This is a genomic window from Arthrobacter sp. SLBN-122 (assembly GCF_006715165.1).
Classification (GTDB): domain Bacteria; phylum Actinomycetota; class Actinomycetes; order Actinomycetales; family Micrococcaceae; genus Arthrobacter.
The window spans coordinates 3,474,463-3,490,419 of the sequence record NZ_VFMS01000001.1 but is presented as its reverse complement, the minus strand read 5'-3'; the positions used below and the strand labels follow the sequence as shown (position 1 = coordinate 3,490,419).

At 66.4% G+C, this 15,957-nt stretch carries 17 protein-coding genes and 1 tRNA gene; 6 read left to right on the top strand and 12 right to left on the bottom strand.

Annotated elements, in window-relative coordinates; genetic code table 11:
• The first annotated feature begins 22 nt into the window (after positions 1–22).
• Genes FBY36_RS16045 through FBY36_RS16025 form a run of 5 tightly spaced genes read left to right on the top strand, consistent with a single transcriptional unit; the run spans position 23 to position 4,535 of the window.
• The gene (locus FBY36_RS16045; RefSeq protein WP_142120974.1) at positions 23–1,204 is read left to right on the top strand and encodes a sensor histidine kinase; all 1,182 of its coding nucleotides are present in this window, start codon (positions 23–25) and stop codon (positions 1,202–1,204) included.
• 33 nt (positions 1,205–1,237) lie between these two features.
• Positions 1,238–1,954 (top strand): LytR/AlgR family response regulator transcription factor, encoded by a 717-nt coding sequence (locus tag FBY36_RS16040; protein ID WP_142120972.1) that lies wholly within the window; start codon positions 1,238–1,240, stop codon positions 1,952–1,954.
• A complete protein-coding gene (locus tag FBY36_RS16035; protein WP_142120970.1) occupies positions 1,951–2,322 on the top strand; it encodes a DUF485 domain-containing protein in 372 nt (123 codons plus the stop codon). The genes FBY36_RS16040 and FBY36_RS16035 overlap by 4 nt, the downstream gene beginning before the upstream one ends.
• A 7-nt stretch (positions 2,323–2,329) precedes the next feature.
• Positions 2,330–3,841, top strand: a complete 1,512-nt coding sequence (locus tag FBY36_RS16030) for a sodium/solute symporter (RefSeq protein WP_142120968.1) — start codon at positions 2,330–2,332, stop codon at positions 3,839–3,841.
• 4 nt (positions 3,842–3,845) lie between these two features.
• Complete coding sequence (locus tag FBY36_RS16025; protein ID WP_142120966.1) at positions 3,846–4,535, top strand: hypothetical protein; 690 nt, start codon at positions 3,846–3,848, stop codon at positions 4,533–4,535.
• 23 nt (positions 4,536–4,558) lie between these two features.
• On the opposite strand, the gene FBY36_RS16020 is transcribed toward FBY36_RS16025, so the two are convergent.
• The 6 genes from FBY36_RS16020 to rpsB form a co-directional block, all read right to left on the bottom strand.
• A complete protein-coding gene (locus FBY36_RS16020; RefSeq protein WP_142120964.1) occupies positions 4,559–5,143 on the bottom strand; it encodes a DivIVA domain-containing protein in 585 nt (194 codons plus the stop codon).
• Between the two features lie 120 nt (positions 5,144–5,263).
• Positions 5,264–6,184, bottom strand: a complete 921-nt coding sequence (locus tag FBY36_RS16015) for a phosphatidate cytidylyltransferase (protein WP_142120963.1) — start codon at positions 6,182–6,184, stop codon at positions 5,264–5,266.
• The gene (gene frr, locus FBY36_RS16010; RefSeq protein ID WP_056338542.1) at positions 6,184–6,741 is read right to left on the bottom strand and encodes a ribosome recycling factor; all 558 of its coding nucleotides are present in this window, start codon (positions 6,739–6,741) and stop codon (positions 6,184–6,186) included. Before frr ends, FBY36_RS16015 begins: the two co-directional genes overlap by 1 nt.
• A 129-nt stretch (positions 6,742–6,870) precedes the next feature.
• The gene (gene pyrH / locus FBY36_RS16005) at positions 6,871–7,608 is read right to left on the bottom strand and encodes a UMP kinase (protein WP_018771653.1); all 738 of its coding nucleotides are present in this window, start codon (positions 7,606–7,608) and stop codon (positions 6,871–6,873) included.
• Between the two features lie 134 nt (positions 7,609–7,742).
• The gene (tsf, locus tag FBY36_RS16000) at positions 7,743–8,579 is read right to left on the bottom strand and encodes a translation elongation factor Ts (RefSeq protein WP_142120961.1); all 837 of its coding nucleotides are present in this window, start codon (positions 8,577–8,579) and stop codon (positions 7,743–7,745) included.
• Positions 8,580–8,707: 128 nt separating this feature from the next.
• Positions 8,708–9,583, bottom strand: coding sequence for a 30S ribosomal protein S2 (gene rpsB / locus FBY36_RS15995; RefSeq protein ID WP_142120959.1), 876 nt, complete (start codon positions 9,581–9,583; stop codon positions 8,708–8,710).
• A gap of 460 nt (positions 9,584–10,043) precedes the next feature.
• On the opposite strand from rpsB, the gene FBY36_RS15990 reads away from it, so the two are divergent.
• Positions 10,044–10,625: a M23 family metallopeptidase gene (locus tag FBY36_RS15990; protein WP_142120957.1), complete on the top strand. Its 582-nt coding sequence runs from the start codon at positions 10,044–10,046 to the stop codon at positions 10,623–10,625.
• A 22-nt stretch (positions 10,626–10,647) separates the two neighbouring features.
• Here FBY36_RS15990 and FBY36_RS15985 read toward each other — a convergent pair whose 3' ends face one another.
• The 6 genes from FBY36_RS15985 to FBY36_RS15960 all read right to left on the bottom strand — a co-directional run bounded on the left by FBY36_RS15985 (position 10,648) and on the right by FBY36_RS15960 (position 15,903).
• On the bottom strand, positions 10,648–11,838 hold the full coding sequence (locus FBY36_RS15985) for an acyl-CoA dehydrogenase family protein (RefSeq protein WP_142120956.1): 1,191 nt from the start codon (positions 11,836–11,838) through the stop codon (positions 10,648–10,650).
• 146 nt (positions 11,839–11,984) lie between these two features.
• Positions 11,985–12,058 (bottom strand) — tRNA-Ile (locus FBY36_RS15980).
• A gap of 74 nt (positions 12,059–12,132) precedes the next feature.
• Positions 12,133–13,329, bottom strand: coding sequence for a glycosyltransferase (locus tag FBY36_RS15975; RefSeq protein ID WP_142120954.1), 1,197 nt, complete (start codon positions 13,327–13,329; stop codon positions 12,133–12,135).
• Positions 13,330–13,440: 111 nt separating this feature from the next.
• Positions 13,441–14,349 (bottom strand): DMT family transporter, encoded by a 909-nt coding sequence (locus FBY36_RS15970; protein WP_142120952.1) that lies wholly within the window; start codon positions 14,347–14,349, stop codon positions 13,441–13,443.
• Positions 14,349–14,972, bottom strand: a complete 624-nt coding sequence (locus tag FBY36_RS15965) for a CDP-alcohol phosphatidyltransferase family protein (RefSeq protein ID WP_142120950.1) — start codon at positions 14,970–14,972, stop codon at positions 14,349–14,351. The genes FBY36_RS15970 and FBY36_RS15965 overlap by 1 nt, the downstream gene beginning before the upstream one ends.
• Before the next feature lie 79 nt (positions 14,973–15,051).
• Positions 15,052–15,903: a phage holin family protein gene (locus FBY36_RS15960; RefSeq protein WP_142120948.1), complete on the bottom strand. Its 852-nt coding sequence runs from the start codon at positions 15,901–15,903 to the stop codon at positions 15,052–15,054.
• Positions 15,904–15,957 lie beyond the last annotated feature (54 nt).

Genomic DNA, 15,957 nt, shown 5'->3' with positions numbered 1-15,957 from the left:
ACCCGCCGCTACGCTGGGCACCATGCCGGACTCCCCCCTCCTCACCGCAGCGGCCGTTGCGGTGATCGCCATGGCCATCGCCGTCGTCGTCGGCGTGGGCCTGAAGGTGCTCCGCTCCTTCCGGGACCTGGGCACTGACGCCGAGCGCGCCACCTACCACACGCTCCACGCGGCCTCCCAGGCCGGGCAGCACCTGCGCCGCGGCCTGAACCCCGCCGGGGCGGCGAAAGCGAGCCGTCAGCTGCGCGCCCTCCTGGCCTGCGATGCCCTGGCCATTACGGACACCTCGGGCGTACTCGCCTGGGACGGCGGAGCCGAGGACATCAGGCCGCGCCTGATGGAACTTGCCGCAGGGGTCCTTGCCTCCGGCCGGACCGCCGTCCTGTCTGCGGGCGGCGATGGGACCGGCGGCCGCCTCGCCGGCGTCATCGCCCCCGTACGGGCGGGCACCCGGATCGTGGGCGCTGTGGCCGCCTTCGCCCCTTCCGCGGGGGCAGGCCTGGTCAGGGCAACGGGGGAAGTGGCTGACTGGGTGGCGGTCCAGGTGGAACTGGCCGAACTGGACGCCTCCCGGACCCTGCTGATGGAGGCGGAAGTCCGGGCCCTGCGCGCCCAGATCAGCCCGCACTTCATCTACAACTCGCTCAACGCCATCGCGTCCTTCATCAACACCGATCCGGAGCGGGCCAGGGAGCTGGTGGTGGAGTTTGCCGATTTCACCCGGTACTCGTTCCGAAGGCACGGCGACTTCACCACCCTCGCAGAGGAGCTCCGCTGCATTGACCGCTACCTGCTCCTGGAACGGGCCCGGTTCGGTGAGCGGGTCCAGGTCAGCCTGCGGGTGGCGCCCGAGGTACTCAGCACCGTCATCCCCTTCCTCAGCCTGCAGCCGCTGGTGGAGAACGCCGTCCGGCACGGGCTTGAGGCCAAGGCCGGGCCCGGCCACATCACCATCACTGCCGAGGACGCCGGCGCTTTCGCGGAGGTCACCATCGAGGACGACGGCGTGGGGATGGATCCGGAGCAGCTCCGGTCGGTGCTGGCGGGACACACCGACGGGGACCACGTGGGGCTGAGGAACGTGGATGCCCGCCTCCGCCAGGTGTACGGCAACGACCACGGACTGGTGGTGGAGACGGCGCCGGGCGAGGGAACGCTGATCACCATGCGGGTGCCAAAGTCCCAGCCCGGGCACGATGCGTGAGGCCGGCACCCCGGCTGGAAGTACCCTAGGAGAATGATTAACGTCCTCGTCGTTGATGATGAGCTGCCCGCCGTTGAAGAACTGGCCTTCCTGCTGGGCAGGGACGATCGCATCGGAAAGGTGCTGCGGGCCACGTCCGGCGCTGAAGCACTGACGGCCCTTTCTGCCGGAAGCATCGACGCCGTCTTCCTGGACATCCACATGCCCGCCGTGTCCGGCCTGGACATCGCCGGCGCCATCGCCCGGAACAGCAATCCCCCGGCCGTTGTCTTTGTCACCGCCGACGAGGACCACGCCCTGGCGGCGTTCGAACTCGCCGCCGTGGACTACCTCCTCAAGCCGGTGCGCGCCGAACGGCTGGCCCGTTCCGTGGGGCGGATCTGCGAACTGCGCGACGGCGGTGCGGCACCTGAGATGATCACCGTTGACCAGGGCGGGACCACCAGGATGATCCGCCGGGACGACGTCACCTACGTCCAGGCCCAGGGGGACTACGCGCGGCTGCACACCGCCGACGCCAGCTACCTCATCCGGGTGCCGCTGGCAGATCTTGAACAGCAGTGGGCGGACGCCGGCTTCATCCGCACCCACCGCTCCTACCTGGTGGCCCTGAAGCATGTGTCCTCAATGAAGCTGGCGGCTGACGGGCCGCGCGTCACGGTGGCCGGCGCGGGCCTTCCCATCAGCCGGCGGCATCTGCCCACCGTGCGGGAGAAGCTGGAGGCCACCAGGATCAGGCCGCACGCATGACCCGCGTCCGGGTCACCGCCCCGCACGCGTCCCTCCGGTCCCCGGCGCCGGCCGGGCGGCGTCCGCTCGAGTCGCGCGAAGCGGCGCAGGACTCCGAAGTGGGACAGGTATTCGTCCGCTCCCTGATCAGGTCCCAGCTGCGGCTGGCATTGGTGGTGGCTGGCGGCTTCCTGCTGATCCTTGCCGCGTTCCCGTTGATCCTGGTGATGGTTCCCGGCCTGGCCGAAACCCGGATCGCCGGCATCCCCTTCGGCTGGCTCCTGCTGGGTGCCGGGATGTACCCCGTGATCGGACTGAGTGCCTGGCTGTACGTCAGGACGGCGGCCCGCAACGAGGCCCGGTACCGCGACCTTGCCGGTGAACAGTGAGGCGCCCATGAATGCCGGGGTCGCCATAACAGCAGTGGCGGTGGTGTCCCTCGCCACTGCCATTATCGGTTTCTACGGGCTGCGGATCTCACGCACTACAGGAGACTTCTACGTTGCCTCGCGCACTGTGCGCCCGTGGTGGAACGCGTCCGCGATCGGCGGCGAGTACCTGTCCGCCGCCAGCTTCCTGGGCGTGGCCGGGCTCATCCTGCTGTCCGGGACCGACGCACTCTGGTTCCCCGTGGGATACACGGCCGGCTACCTGATGCTGCTGCTCTTCGTCGCCGCCCCGCTGCGCCGTTCGGGCGCCTACACCATCCCGGACTTTACCGAATCCCGGCTCTCGTCCAGGACGGTCCGCAGGGTCACCAGCGTGGTGGTTGTCCTGGTCGGGTGGCTCTATATTGTTCCGCAGCTCCACGGCGCCGCGCTGACCATCCAGATCGCCACGGGACTGCCGCCCTGGGTAGGTTCCGTGGCTGTCGTGGTGGTGGTGTGCCTGACGGTGGTGGCGGGCGGGATGCGGTCCATCACGTTTGTCCAGGCGTTCCAGTACTGGCTCAAGCTGACGGCCCTGGCCGTGCCCATCCTGTTCATCATCTTCGTGCTGGCCGGGAACGGTGCCGAGCCGCAGTCGCTGCCGGCGGTCAACCCTACGGACCTGGCGCCGGCCGGGCTGTACCAGAATGTGTCCCTGCTGGTGGCGCTGCTGTTCGGCACCCTGGGGCTGCCCCACGTGCTGGTGCGTTTCTACACCAACCCGGACGGGCAGTCTGCCCGGCGCACCACGCTGATCGTCCTGGGCCTGCTGTCCGTGTTCTACCTCTTCCCCACTGCCTACGGCCTGGTGGCCCGAATGTACGCGCCGGGCCTGGCCCGATCAGGACAGCCGGACGCCATGGTCCTGCGGCTGCCCGGCGAACTCGTGGGCGGGCTGCCGGGGGACCTGCTCTCCGCCCTCGTGGTGGCGGGCGCCTTCGCCGCGTTCCTGTCCACGACCTCCGGCCTGGTGGTGTCCCTCGCCGGCGTCATCAGCCAGGACGTCCTGGGCGGCAGCGTCCGCGGGTTCCGCCTCGCCGCCGTCGTATCCGCCGTCGTCCCCCTGGGTTTTGCCTTCATGACCGGCTCCCTGGCACTGGCCGGCAGCGTCGGCCTGGTGTTCGCCTTCACGGCCTCCACGGTATGCCCGGTCCTGCTGCTCGGCATCTGGTGGCGCGGCCTGACGGACGCCGGGGCCATTGCCGGCATGCTGACCGGTGGCATGCTCTGCGGAGGGGCGATGATTGCGGGCTCCCTGTCCGGTGCCGGCCTGTCCGGTCTAGGCATGTCCGGTTTAGGCCAGACCCCGGCCTGGCTCGCGCAGCCTGCGGCGTGGAGCGTTCCTGCCGCCTTCGCCGTCATGGTCATCGTGTCCCGGGCCACCGCCCACCGGATCCCCGCCACCATGCCACGGACCATGTCCCGCCTCCATACTCCGGAGCGGCCGCTGGCGACCGAACGGGGATCGGGAGGACAATAACGCCATGTCCATCGAGGACGGCGGTATGTCCCACCGGCAGGGTGCGGTCCCGGCCTCCGTGCGGGCCCAGCTGCTCGCCACGGAACACTGGGGCCTGCTGGCATCGCGCAGTACCGCCCAAGGCGAGGTGCTGACCCGGATCAGCATGTTCCTTACCTTCACGTCGGCAAGCCTGGTCAGCGTGGCGCTGGTGGGGCAGGCCACGGGGTTTTCGGATGCCTTTGTCCTGCTGGCCGTGGTGGTCCTGTTCATCGATGTGGCAATCGGACTGCTGACCCAGCTCCGCGTCATGAACGTTGCCTACGAGGACCTCATGTATGTCACGGCCATGAACCGGCTGCGGAGTGCGTACGTGGACCTTGACCCGGGCGTGGCTCCCTACCTCATGGCCGCACACCACGACGACGAGGCCGGCGCCCACCAAACCTATTATTTCTTTGGAAGCCGTGGCAACTTCAGCCAAGTGGCCGGCAGCAGCATGATCTTCATGACCACGGCGAACGCTGCCTTGATTGCCATCCTCGCGGGCCTGCTGGTGACGCTGGCCGGGGCGGACAAGGCAGTTGCCTTCGTGGCGGGCGCAGTGTGCGGAGCTGGGTTCCTCGCCGTGTCCGTCGTGCGCGGGGGCCGGCGCTACCGCGCTCTGTGGCGCCATTTCACACCGCTCTCCCCCACTCCGCCGGCAACGGAATAAGCGCCGTTTCCGGCCGTGGACCGTCAGTCGATGGCGGCCATCAGTTCAACGACACGGTCCAGGAACGCGTCCACCTGTGACTCCTCGTAGCCGTCCCTGCCAACCGCCGGGCGGAAGACTGCACGGCGGACGCTGTCCACGCTCAACGGCTTGTCCTGCTCAAGGTAGGCAATGAGTTCGTGGCACAGCCGGTCGACGTCGTCCGTGTTGTAGCTGCGGGCCTTCCTGCCGGTGGGCCGGCGGAAGCGGTCTGCGTCGGGCCTGTGCAGCCGCCCCCGGAGGATGCCGGAGAGGTTGCCGATTTCGCGCAGCCAGGCTTCTTCCCCGTGGGCCGCGATCAGTTCATCCCGCTCCCGGCGGGCGAAAGCGTCCTCGAGCCGGTCCAAGGCCGCGTCCACCACGGTGGCGGAGTAGCCGCCCTTGACGGGGTCGAAGGACACGGCCCTGACGTCGGCACTGTTGACGGGCTCTGTGGCGGCCTGGGGCGTTTCCAGGGAGACCCGCGCCCGCTGCAGGAACTGGTCCACCTGCTTGGCGTTGTACCCGTACTCATTGCGCTGCACGCGCTCAAAGGACGCAGGGATCTGCCGATGAATGTCCAATGCCACTTCGATTCCTTCAATGCTCTTCAGCCGTAGTGCTTGCGCACCAGTCTAGGATGCCGGGCGTGGTCCGGCAGCCCGGGCCTTTTTTGTGTCGGATGCCGGGCTGCGCCGGGCCGGATAGGGTTATGCGCCGGCCACGAGCCCGTACAGGATGAATGCCACCGGCGAGGCGAAGACAATGGAGTCCAGCCTGTCCATGACTCCCCCGTGTCCCGGCAGGATGCTGCTCATGTCCTTGACGCCCAGTTCACGCTTGACCATGGATTCGCCGAGGTCCCCCGCCGTGGCCGCGGCTACGGTTCCCACTGCCAGCACCACGCCTACCCACCAGGGCTTGTCCAGCACGAAGAGGGCTGCCAGGACGCCGATCAGCATGGCACCTCCTGCGGACCCCGCGAAGCCTTCCCAGGATTTCTTGGGGCTGATTTTCGGCGCCATGGGGTGCTTGCCGATGGACGCGCCCACCAGGTAGCCGAAGGTGTCGTTGGACACCACCAGCAGCAGCATCACGGCTATCTCCCATGCCCCGATCGGGGCTACGCCGCCGGGCCACAGCCCCAGCGGTGTAGTGCCGGCGGCATGCAGCGGCAGTGCGGCGAAGCTGATGAAGAACGGTACCCAGCCCAGGGTGAAGACGCCGGCGAAGATGCTGTTGGCCGATCCCGCCGCACTTTCGATCGATCGCCACAGCAGGACCGCCACGGCACTGAGCAGCAGCGCAAAGAGCTGGCTCTCGATGCCGCCGAAGTAAGCGGCGAACGGCATGGCCACCGTGCCGGTCATGACCGGCACGATGGGCATCCTGGTTCCGTTGTGCTCCAGTGCCCGGTAGATCTCCCACACGCCGAATACAGCGAAGGCGGTGACAATTGCCACGAAAGCCAGCGGGAGGAACAGCAGCCCGCCCAGGACGGCCAGCAGCATGGCCAGGCCCACCACGACGGCGGCGGGCAGGTTCCGCCCGGCTTTTGGCGTCGGGTTGCTCCTGGGCTGCTTCCCCCGTGTGCGCGCCCTTGGTGCGGGGGCCTGATCTGCCTGGCCCATCAGACTTCGAGCAGCTCTGCTTCCTTGCGCTTGAGCAGCTCGTCGATGCCGTCCACGTGGGCCTTGGTGAGGCTGTCCAGTTCCTTCTCGGCGCGAGTGCCTTCGTCTTCGCCGGCCTCGCCGTCCTTGACCAGGCGGTCCAGGGCTTCCTTGGCCTTGCGGCGGATGTTGCGGATGGAGATCTTGGCGTCTTCGCCCTTGGTCTTGACGATCTTGACGTACTCCTTGCGGCGTTCCTTGGTCAGTTCCGGAATGGTGATCCGGATGACGTTGCCGTCGTTGGACGGATTGGCGCCAACCTCGGAGTCGCTCAGGGCGCGTTCGATGTCCCGCATGGCGGTCTTGTCGAACGGGGTGATCAGGATGGTCCGGGCGTCCGGGATGGCGAAGGACGCGAGCTGCTGCAGCGGGGTGGGCGAGCCGTAGTAGTCCACCAGGACCTTGTTGTAGAGACCGGGATTGGCGCGGCCGGTACGGATGGAAGCGAAGTCTTCCTTGGCTACTTCAACCGCCTTGTCCATCTTTTCCTCGGCCTCGAGCAAGGTTTCTTCGATCACGGTCTCTCCTGACGGTTCTGGTGCAGTCCGGGGCGCCGGTTCCCTGCACTCACGTGGTTCTTTGTTGCCGTTTCCGTTCCCGCCGGGAAGGGCGGGAACGGAACTGTCCTGGATTCATCCTAGCCGCAGCTAGGCAGTGACCAGCGTGCCCAGCTTTTCGCCGAGGATGGCGCGGGTGACGTTGCCTTCACCCTCCATGCCGAAGACCACCATGGAAAGGTTGTTGTCCTTGCACATGGTCATGGCGGTCTGGTCCATGACGCGGATGTCCCGGCGCAGCGCGTCGTCGTAGCTGAGGGTTTCCAGGCGTTCCGCGGTGGGGTCCTTCTTGGGGTCTGCGGTGTAGACGGCGTCCACCCCGCTCTTGGCCATCAGCACCACGTCGGCGTGGACTTCCAGGGCCCGCTGTGCTGCCACGGTGTCGGTGGAGAAGTAGGGCAGGCCGGCGCCGGCGCCGAAAATGACCACGCGGCCCTTTTCCATGTGGCGGATGGCGCGGCGCGGAATGTAGGCCTCGGCCACCTGGCCCATGGTGATGGCGCTTTGGACGCGGGTTTCCACGCCTGCCTGCTCCAGGAAATCCTGCAGTGCCAGGCAGTTCATGACCGTTCCCAGCATGCCCATGTAGTCGGCGCGGGAGCGGTCCATGCCGCTCTGGGAGAGTTCAGCGCCGCGGAAGAAGTTTCCGCCGCCCACTACGATGGCCACTTCCACCTGCGGGACGGCCGCGGCGATCTGCTTGGCGACGTCGCGGACGGTCTCGGGGTCGACACCCAGTTTCCCGCCGCCGAAGACCTCGCCGGAGAGCTTCAGGAGGACCCGCCGCTTGTTCTTCTCGGAATGGATGACAGTGTTGACGGCTTCCATGATGCCTTCCGGTTGGTGACTCTGAAAAAAGGGTATCCTGCCGGATCCGTTGGTCGGAACCGGCCGCGCTCCATGTGGACTGTGCGCATGCAAAAGGGGCGGCCACCGAAGTGGCCACCCCCTTTCAGAATCGACTAGGAGCCGACGCGGAAACGCGTGAACGCGGTTCCCTTGACACCGGCCTCTTCGAGGACCTGTGCCACGGACTTCTTGGCGTCCTTTGCGAATGCCTGGTCAACCAGGACCTCGCCCTTGTAGAAGCCCGTCACGCGGCCTTCCACAATCTTGGTGAGGGCAGCTTCGGGCTTGCCCTCGGCCTTGGCGGTTTCCTCGGCAATGCGGCGCTCGGACTCGACCAGCTCGGCCGGAACGTCCTCACGGGTGAGGTAGTTCGGAGCCATGGCGGCGATGTGGACGGCGACGTCGTGGGCGGCGGTGGCAGCGGCTTCGCCTTCACCGTCGACAGCGAACAGCACGCCAACCTGGGCCGGGAGGTCCTTGGAGGTCTTGTGCAGGTAAGCGTCGACCGTTGCGCCCTCGATGCGGGAGATGCGGCGGACAACAACCTTCTCGCCCAGGACGGCGCCCTCTTCGACGACAACCTCGGACAGCGGCTTGCCGTCCACCTCGGTGGCGAGCAGGGTTTCGAGGTCGGCAGCGCCGGACTCGACGGCGACGGCCAGGACCTTGTCTGCCAGCTGGATGAACTTGTCAGCCTTGGCAACGAAGTCGGTCTCGCAGTTGACCTCGATCATGACGCCGACGCCGTTGCTGACCTTGGCGGCCACCAGGCCTTCAGCGGTGGAGCGGCCTTCACGCTTGGTAGCGCCCTTGAGGCCCTTGATGCGGATGATCTCGATGGCCTTCTCGGCGTCACCGTTGGCTTCGTCAAGAGCCTTCTTGACGTCCATCATGCCGGCGCCGGTGCGCTCGCGCAGGGCCTTGATGTCCGCGGCAGTGTAGTTCGCCATGTGAACCCCTCTGTCTAGAAAATGTGTGGTGGTGTACGGACTGACAGGACGGCCGCCCACGCAAGTGGGCAGCCATCCTGTCAGCAGTTCCGGCTGCTGACAGCGCGGAAAATCCGGATTGAAGTGTGTTACTTGGCGTCTTCGGCGGGAGCCTCGGCGGCGGCCGGAGCTTCGGCTTCTTCAGCCGGAGCAGCGGGGGCTGCAGCAGCTTCTGCCGGAGCTGCAGCGGCTTCTGCCTTGTTGCCTTCGAGGAGCTCGCGCTCCCATTCGGCCAGCGGCTCTTCCGGAGCTTCGGTGGCGCCCGTGCCGCGGTTGTTGCGGGCGATCAGGCCCTCTGCAACGGCGTCGGCGACAACGCGGGTCAGGAGGTTCACGGAGCGGATGGCGTCGTCGTTGCCCGGGATCGGGAAGTCGACTTCATCCGGATCGCAGTTGGTGTCCAGGATGGCCACAACCGGGATGTTCAGCTTCTTGGCCTCGTCAACGGCGAGGTGTTCCTTCTTGGTGTCGACAACCCAGAGCACGGAGGGAGCCTTGGTCAGGTTGCGGATACCGCCCAGGTTGGACTCCAGCTTGGTGAGCTCGCGCTTGAGGAGCAGCAGTTCCTTCTTGGTGTAAGCGGAACCGGCGACGTCGTCGAAGTCGATCTCTTCGAGTTCCTTCATGCGCTGGATGCGCTTGGCGACCGTCTGGAAGTTGGTCAGCATACCGCCGAGCCAGCGCTGGTTGACGTAGGGCTGGCCCACGCGGGTTGCCTGCTCGGCAATTGCTTCCTGGGCCTGCTTCTTGGTGCCGACGAAGAGCACGGTGCCGCCGTGGGCGACAGTGGCCTTGACGAACTCGTAGGCACGGTCGATGTAGGACAGCGACTGCTGAAGGTCGATGATGTAGATGCCGTTGCGCTCGGTGAAGATGAAGCGCTTCATCTTCGGGTTCCAACGGCGGGTCTGGTGTCCAAAGTGGACGCCGCTGTCAAGCAGCTGGCGCATGGTTACGACGGGCATTCCGGCGCTCCTTATTTTCCGGCAGGTCATTCATGAGAAAACCCGGAGGCTTCTTACCCTGCCAATAGTTGACGGTTGATCAGCGTGGCCCGGACGGGCCGTGCTCCTGGCATCCCCCGCACTTCCCATCAGGATCGAAGCCTGACCGAAGGAGGCGCGATCCTCCATGGACGGCGCCGGGGCGTCGCCTGCCGGAGGGCTGGATGCGCGTAGTCAGCCGCCGCTCCCCCACACTCCTGAATGAGATGTGCCGACGCAATCCGGACAGGGGCATCTACCGCAGGGGTAGACCACTGGGACGGGAAACGTTGAGGGCGCAGCAAACTGCTCCATCAAGTGTACTACAGGCGTCCCCGCCCGCCGGACACTGCCGCGGCTGCCGGCCTGCCCGTCCCGATGGTTGTACACATAGGCGGAACCACCCCTGCCGGTACCGTACGGAGCCCGGCAGGCTGGTGACATGAAACCATCAGTTCTCCTTGCCGCGCTCCTGCTCCTGCCGGCCTCCGTGGCCTCCGCCGGTCCGGCCCTCCCTTATAGCAACGTCACACACAGCACCGCCCCGCACAGCACCGTTTCCCAGAGAAACAGTACGACGGCGGCCGCCGCAGCGGGTGCAGCGCCTTCCTGGCAGTGGCCGCTGGCGCCGCGCCCGCCGGTGCTGCGCGGTTTCGATCCCCCGCCAAAGCCCTGGCTCAGCGGGCACCGCGGCGTTGACCTGGGTTTCGGCGCACCCGGAGCCCCCGTTGTGTCGCCTGCGGCGGGAACGGTGAGTTTCGCGGGCGTCGTGGTGGACAGGCCCGTGATCACCATTGACCATGGCGGCGGGCTGCGCAGCAGCTTCGAACCCGTGGACAGCACCGTGGCGGTGGGCCAAGCCGTTGCTCCGGGCCAAGTGGTGGGGACCGTGCTGCCGGGACACTGCGCCGCGGCCCAGTGCCTGCACTGGGGAGTCCGGGACGGGGACGAATACGTCAATCCGCTGCAGTTCGTCCTGGACCTTCGCCCATCCGTCCTGCTTCCGCTGCCGGGCCCGCCGTGACGTAGCGGACCCAGGATCGACGCTAGACGATGGCGGAGATGCCCGTGATGGCCCGGCCCGTCACCAGGGTGTTGATTTCAGCCGTGCCCTCGTACGAGTAGATGGCCTCTGCGTCGGCGAAGATCTTGGCCATCTCGAAGTCGGTCACGATTCCGTTGCCGCCAAGGATGCTTCGGCCCAACGCCACGCTGTCCCGCATGCGCGTCGTGGCGTAGGCCTTGGCAAGCGCGGACTGCTCGTCCTTGGCCACCCCCTCGTCCTCCAGCTGGGAGAGCCGGACCATCATCCCCATCGAGCTGACGGTGTTTCCCAGGATCCGCACCAGCTGGTCCTGGATGAGCTGGAAGGAGGCCAGGGGCCGGCCGAACTGGTGGCGTTCCACGGCGTAGCGGCGGGCAACGTCGAACGCGGCAAGCTGGAGCCCCACGGCCTGCCATGCAACCGCCAGCCGGGTTACCTTGAGGACTTTGTTGACGTCGCGGAAACTGTTGGCGTTCGCCAACTTGAAGCGCTCCGGCACCACCACGTCCGTCAGGACAATGTCGGCGTTCTGGACGGTGCGCAGCGAGATCTTGTTCTCGATCTTTGTGGCGCTGAACCCGTCAAGCGCCGTGTCCACCATGAAGCCCTTGACCTGGTTGTCGGCCAGGTCCCGGGCATACACCACCACCCAATCCGAGAAGGTGGCGTTCCCGATCCAGCGTTTCGCGCCGTTGAGGATCCAGTGGTCGCCGTCCTTCCGCGCCGTGGTGCGCGTCCCGCCGGCAACATCGCTGCCGCCCAGCGGCTCGGTCAGGCCGAAGGCACCGATCTTCTTCAGCGAGTAGATGTCGGGAAGCCACTCGTCCTTCTGCTCCTGGGAGGCCAGCAACTCGATGGAACCGGTGAACAGCCCGTCGTGGACGCCTAGGAAGGTGGCGATGGAGGCATCGGCACGCGTGAGCTCGGCATGCAGCATGCCCGCAAAGAGGTTGGAGTACCCCTGGCGGCGGACCGGGCTGGCCAGGTCCAGGCCGGCAAGTTTCGGCACCAGGTTCGCCGGGAACTCGCCGCGGTTCCAGCAGTCAACCGCGATGGGCTTGACCTCGCGGGCCAGGAACTCGCGGACTTCAGCGAGCCGGTCCTGTTCCTTCCCGGAGAGGAGCTGCTCGAAGGCGAAGAAGTCCCCGTCAGCGTAGGGAAGTTCGTGGGGATCGGCTGCGGAGGTGGCCATGGGTACCTTCTTTGATGATCAGCGCTGACCATGCGTCGGAGCGGAGCACGGTATGTTACTGACCAGTAACATACCGCAGGAGGCGGGGTTAACCAAGAAAACCGCGGCCAACGAAGGATCGTCGGCCGCGGTTCCGCCATTGGCGGTAGGGCTACTCGGACTTGAACCGAGGACCTTAGGATTATGAGTCCCGCGCTCTAACCAGCTGAGCTATAGCCCCAAACCCCGTGGGCACGTGGCCAAACAGGCACGCTCGGGCAGGGCAGAAACACTCTAGCAAACCCGGGAAAGGGTTCAGACCACTTTGTCCTCGTACGTGGCGCCGCGGTACAAGTCCTCGAAGGTCTGCAGCGTCCCCTGGATGCTGTGCGGCTCCACCATCTGGCGGCTGGCCCGGCCCATGGCCCGCTGTTGCTCCTTGGGCAGCTCCAGGACCTGGGTGATCTTCTTGGCGAGGTCATCACTGTCGTTGGGTGTGAACAGGTAGCCGTTCTCGCCGTCGCGCACCAGGTGCGGCAGGGCCATGGCGTCCGCAAGGACCACAGGAGTGGAGGCGGACATGGCTTCGAGCGTCACCAGCGATTGCAGTTCGGCCGTTCCGGGCATGCAGAACAGGTCCGCCCGGATGTAGGCCCTCCGCAGTTCCTCGTCGCTGGCAAGGCCCAGGAACTTTACCCGGCTTGCCAGCCCAAGCCGGCGCACCAGGTCCTCCAGGGCGGTGCGCACTTCCCCGCCGCCCACAATCTCCAGGTGCACGTTCAATTCGGGAGGCGTCTTGCTGATGGCCTTGATGAGTACGTCAACATGCTTTTCCTCGGCCAGGCGTCCGGCGAACAGCACAGTGGGGTTCTCATGCGGCTCGATGTGCTCGCCGGGCTGGACCTCGTAGACTGCGGAGTCGATGCCGTTGGACAGCGGCAGGACTTTACGCAGGAAGGCGTGCTCGTGCATGGCCCTGGCGGCCAGCGGCGTAGGCGTGGTGACGACGTCGGCCTGGCCCATGACCTTGCCCATGTCCTTCCAGGAAACACGCCCGATGATGTCCTTGAACCACTGCGGGAACGGCAGGAAGGGGTTGAGGTTTTCGGGCATGAAGTGGTTGGTGGCCACCACCCGGACGCCGCGTTTCACCGCTTCGTAGAGTACGTGCTCGCCGATCATGTAGTGGCTTTGGATGTGCACCACGTCCGGCTTCACCCGGTCGAAGAGCAGCCTGATTTCTTTCTTGATTTCCCAGGGGAAGCAGAGGCGGAAGGTCTCGTGGGTGAAGGCCTTGTGCGAGCGGAGCCGGTGCACAGTTGCTTCCTCGCGGAACTCCGTGAAGCTCTTCCCCTTGCTGTCGCGGGACGCCAGGACGTGGACGTTGTGTCCGCGGGCAGTCATTCCCTTGGCCAGGCGGTATCCGAACTGGGCGGCGCCATTGACGTCAGGCGGGTAGGTGTCCGCTGCGATGAGGATGGTCAGGGGATGCTGGTCGGCTGGCGTGGTCATGTGGAGTACTCCTGATGGTCACGGTGCGGACAGCGTGGAACTGGCAGCACGGTTGGCCGCTGGCGCAGGGCGCCGGGGCTTCGTGGGATAGCTGGTCTGTGCGGGAATTGGCTAGTGGGACGGCCTGCCGGCGGCCTTCCGCGCGTCCTTCTTGCGCTTGGTGACCTCCGGGTGGTGCCGGGAAAGGGCGATAACCCCAACGATAGCAAGGCAGGCCGCCGTTCCCATCGCAATAGCCATGACGGCATGGACATCGGGGCGCAGTTCGCCCAGGATGATGATGCCGATGGCAATGCCCACCATGGGGTCAACGACCGTGAGTCCGGCAATCACCAGGTCCGGAGGGCCGGTGGAGTAGGCGCTCTGGACGAACCAGGAGCCGAGGCCGCCGGCGGCGATGATGGCCACCACCGAGTACCACTGCACGTTCAGCAGGAACAGGCCGTTGGGGTCCAGGAGGTGTTTGCCGATAATCCTGGTGAGCACCGCAACGAAGCCGAACAGGATGCCGGCGCCCAGGATATAGACGAACGCGTTCATGCGGTGCCTGAACATCACCGCCAAGGTGCCGAACAGGCCCACCGCCAAGGCGAGCAGCAGCACGATGGTGAGCTCGTCCGCCAGGCTGACATGGTGGCTCTCCTGGGTGACGTTGACCGCGAGGAGGACAAAGAGTGCCGAGCCGGTGACGCAGGCGCCGATGGACACGGCGGTGGCACGGTTGATGGTCAGGTCCTGGTCCCGGGCGTTGACCACGGTGGTGATCACCAGGGCGATGGCGCCGATGGGCTGGACCACAGTGAGCGGCGCCGAGACCAGGGCCACGGCGTTCATTGCCATTCCGGTGCACAGCAGCAGGAGCCCGAACATCCACCGGGGATTGCGCAGGAGGCGCAGGAATCCGTTGGAACTCAGTGCAAGGCCGCCGGTGTCGGCCTTGACGGCACTGCCCTGGCGCTGGGCACCCAGGGCCAGGCAGAAGGCGCCAAGCACCGCCAGGCCGACGGCAACCCAAACCATCAGCCGTTCCCGCCGTCGTGCTGTTTCAGTTCCCTGCCCTTTCGCAGGATGGCCCAGAAGTAGTTGTACGCAGCGACCCAATGGCCAACCAGGCCCAGCCCCAGCACCACCCACGCGGCGGCGAAGAGCTGCCCGGCGAAGCCGGTGTCCAGGCGGGAGAGGACCAGCAGCGGAGTACCCAGGAGGAGCAGCCCGGTCCGGACCTTGCCCACCACGCTGACCGGAAGATCAGGGTGCCCCCGGAAGAAGGAAAGCGTCAGGACCAGCAGCACGGCGTCCGGGACCACCAGGGCGGCCAGGTACAGCCAATGCACGACGCCGGCAATCACCAGGGTGAAGGCCACGGCCAGCAGTGCCAGCCGGTCGGCGATCGGGTCGAGGACCCTGCCGAGTTTTGAGGCTTGGTCGAACCGGCGGGCGATGTAGCCGTCAATCCAGTCCGTGCCGGCCATGACGGCCAGGACGATCACGCCGGCCCCGTACTCCTTCTGGGCCAGGACGAGCCACATGAAGAGCGGGACGCCCATGAACCGCACAACGGTGAGCAGGTTGGGGATGGTGAAGACGACGTCGTGGTCCACCTGCGGACGGCCGGGGCGGGCACCTGCACCAATAAACTTCACCCGTCCCCTCTCCTTCCTGCGCCGCATCGCGGTCTTTCGGTTATGAGTCGTCCATTGGAACGTTCTGCATTGAACTGGCCTAGCGGGAGCGGAGCAGCTTTCGAAGGAGGACCACCAGGACGGTTCCGGCCGCCACGAAAGCTGTCAGCGGCTTCCACCGCTTGGACAGGTCCGTCGATCCGGAGAACGCTGCAAGCCTTTGGCCCGCCGCATCGACGCCGCGCTGCGCCAGCACCTGGCCCTCGCGGGCTTTGACCTGTGCGACGGCCAGCACGTAGCGGGCCTGGGTCTTGAGGTCCAGCTCCGTGCCCAGTTCGTCGCGGACCTCGGTGAGGTGGTGGCGCCGCTGGCTCAGCCGGTGCACCAGCTCGGGCTCGGAGGCGTGCGGGAATTCCTTGTCGTGCTCGGCAGCCTTCGCTGCCTTCTCGGCCTTGGCCTTTGCCGCTGCTTCGGCTTTGGCGGCCTTCGCAGCCTTCGCCTCGGGGCTGTCCCGGTCCAGGACAGCCGGGTTGAAGGCGGACCCTTCCCGGGCAACACCGATGTCGTGCCTGATGCCGCGAATGGTTTCTTCCGGCATCAGCGGCATGGCCTTCTTGAACCGGGCGAGCCCAACCAGTCCACCGATGAGGGCTATCAACAGGAAAGCGGCGGACACCAGGAGGGCCGCCAGCCACGCGGGCATGATGGTGGCCAGGCCCATGATGGCTGCGACGATCAGGCCTACCACCAGGAACGCAAGGAAGAGGAGCGCCACGGCGAAGAAGGCCGCGGCCACGCCTACCTGGATTCCCTTGCGCTTGAGTTCGATCTTGGCGAACGCGATCTCGTCATTGAGCTGGCGGGGCGCCAACCGGAAAAGGAGTCTTGCCGTCCCGGGCAGCGCAGTGATGCGCAATCCCGGACTGGTACGCCCGCTGTGACGTCCGCTCATCGGTTCCGCCTTACTGGTCTCATGGGTCGATACTGCTTCCGTTTACTGCGGAAA

Bases quoted from the DNA above. Each gene is read 5' to 3' on its own strand.
- FBY36_RS16025 (WP_142120966.1), top strand. From the start codon at position 3,846: ATGTCCATCGAGGACGGCGGTATGTCCCACCGGCAGGGTGCGGTCCCG.
- FBY36_RS15960 (WP_142120948.1), bottom strand. From the start codon at position 15,903: ATGAGCGGACGTCACAGCGGGCGTACCAGTCCGGGATTGCGCATCACT.
- FBY36_RS16015 (WP_142120963.1), bottom strand. From the start codon at position 6,184: ATGGGCCAGGCAGATCAGGCCCCCGCACCAAGGGCGCGCACACGGGGG.
- FBY36_RS15970 (WP_142120952.1), bottom strand. From the start codon at position 14,349: ATGGTTTGGGTTGCCGTCGGCCTGGCGGTGCTTGGCGCCTTCTGCCTG.
- FBY36_RS16045 (WP_142120974.1), top strand. From the start codon at position 23: ATGCCGGACTCCCCCCTCCTCACCGCAGCGGCCGTTGCGGTGATCGCC.
- FBY36_RS15975 (WP_142120954.1), bottom strand. From the start codon at position 13,329: ATGACCACGCCAGCCGACCAGCATCCCCTGACCATCCTCATCGCAGCG.
- FBY36_RS15985 (WP_142120956.1), bottom strand. From the start codon at position 11,838: ATGGCCACCTCCGCAGCCGATCCCCACGAACTTCCCTACGCTGACGGG.
- FBY36_RS15990 (WP_142120957.1), top strand. From the start codon at position 10,044: ATGAAACCATCAGTTCTCCTTGCCGCGCTCCTGCTCCTGCCGGCCTCC.
- rpsB (WP_142120959.1), bottom strand. From the start codon at position 9,583: ATGCCCGTCGTAACCATGCGCCAGCTGCTTGACAGCGGCGTCCACTTT.
- FBY36_RS16030 (WP_142120968.1), top strand. From the start codon at position 2,330: ATGAATGCCGGGGTCGCCATAACAGCAGTGGCGGTGGTGTCCCTCGCC.
- pyrH (WP_018771653.1), bottom strand. From the start codon at position 7,608: ATGGAAGCCGTCAACACTGTCATCCATTCCGAGAAGAACAAGCGGCGG.
- FBY36_RS16035 (WP_142120970.1), top strand. From the start codon at position 1,951: ATGACCCGCGTCCGGGTCACCGCCCCGCACGCGTCCCTCCGGTCCCCG.
- tsf (WP_142120961.1), bottom strand. From the start codon at position 8,579: ATGGCGAACTACACTGCCGCGGACATCAAGGCCCTGCGCGAGCGCACC.
- FBY36_RS16040 (WP_142120972.1), top strand. From the start codon at position 1,238: ATGATTAACGTCCTCGTCGTTGATGATGAGCTGCCCGCCGTTGAAGAA.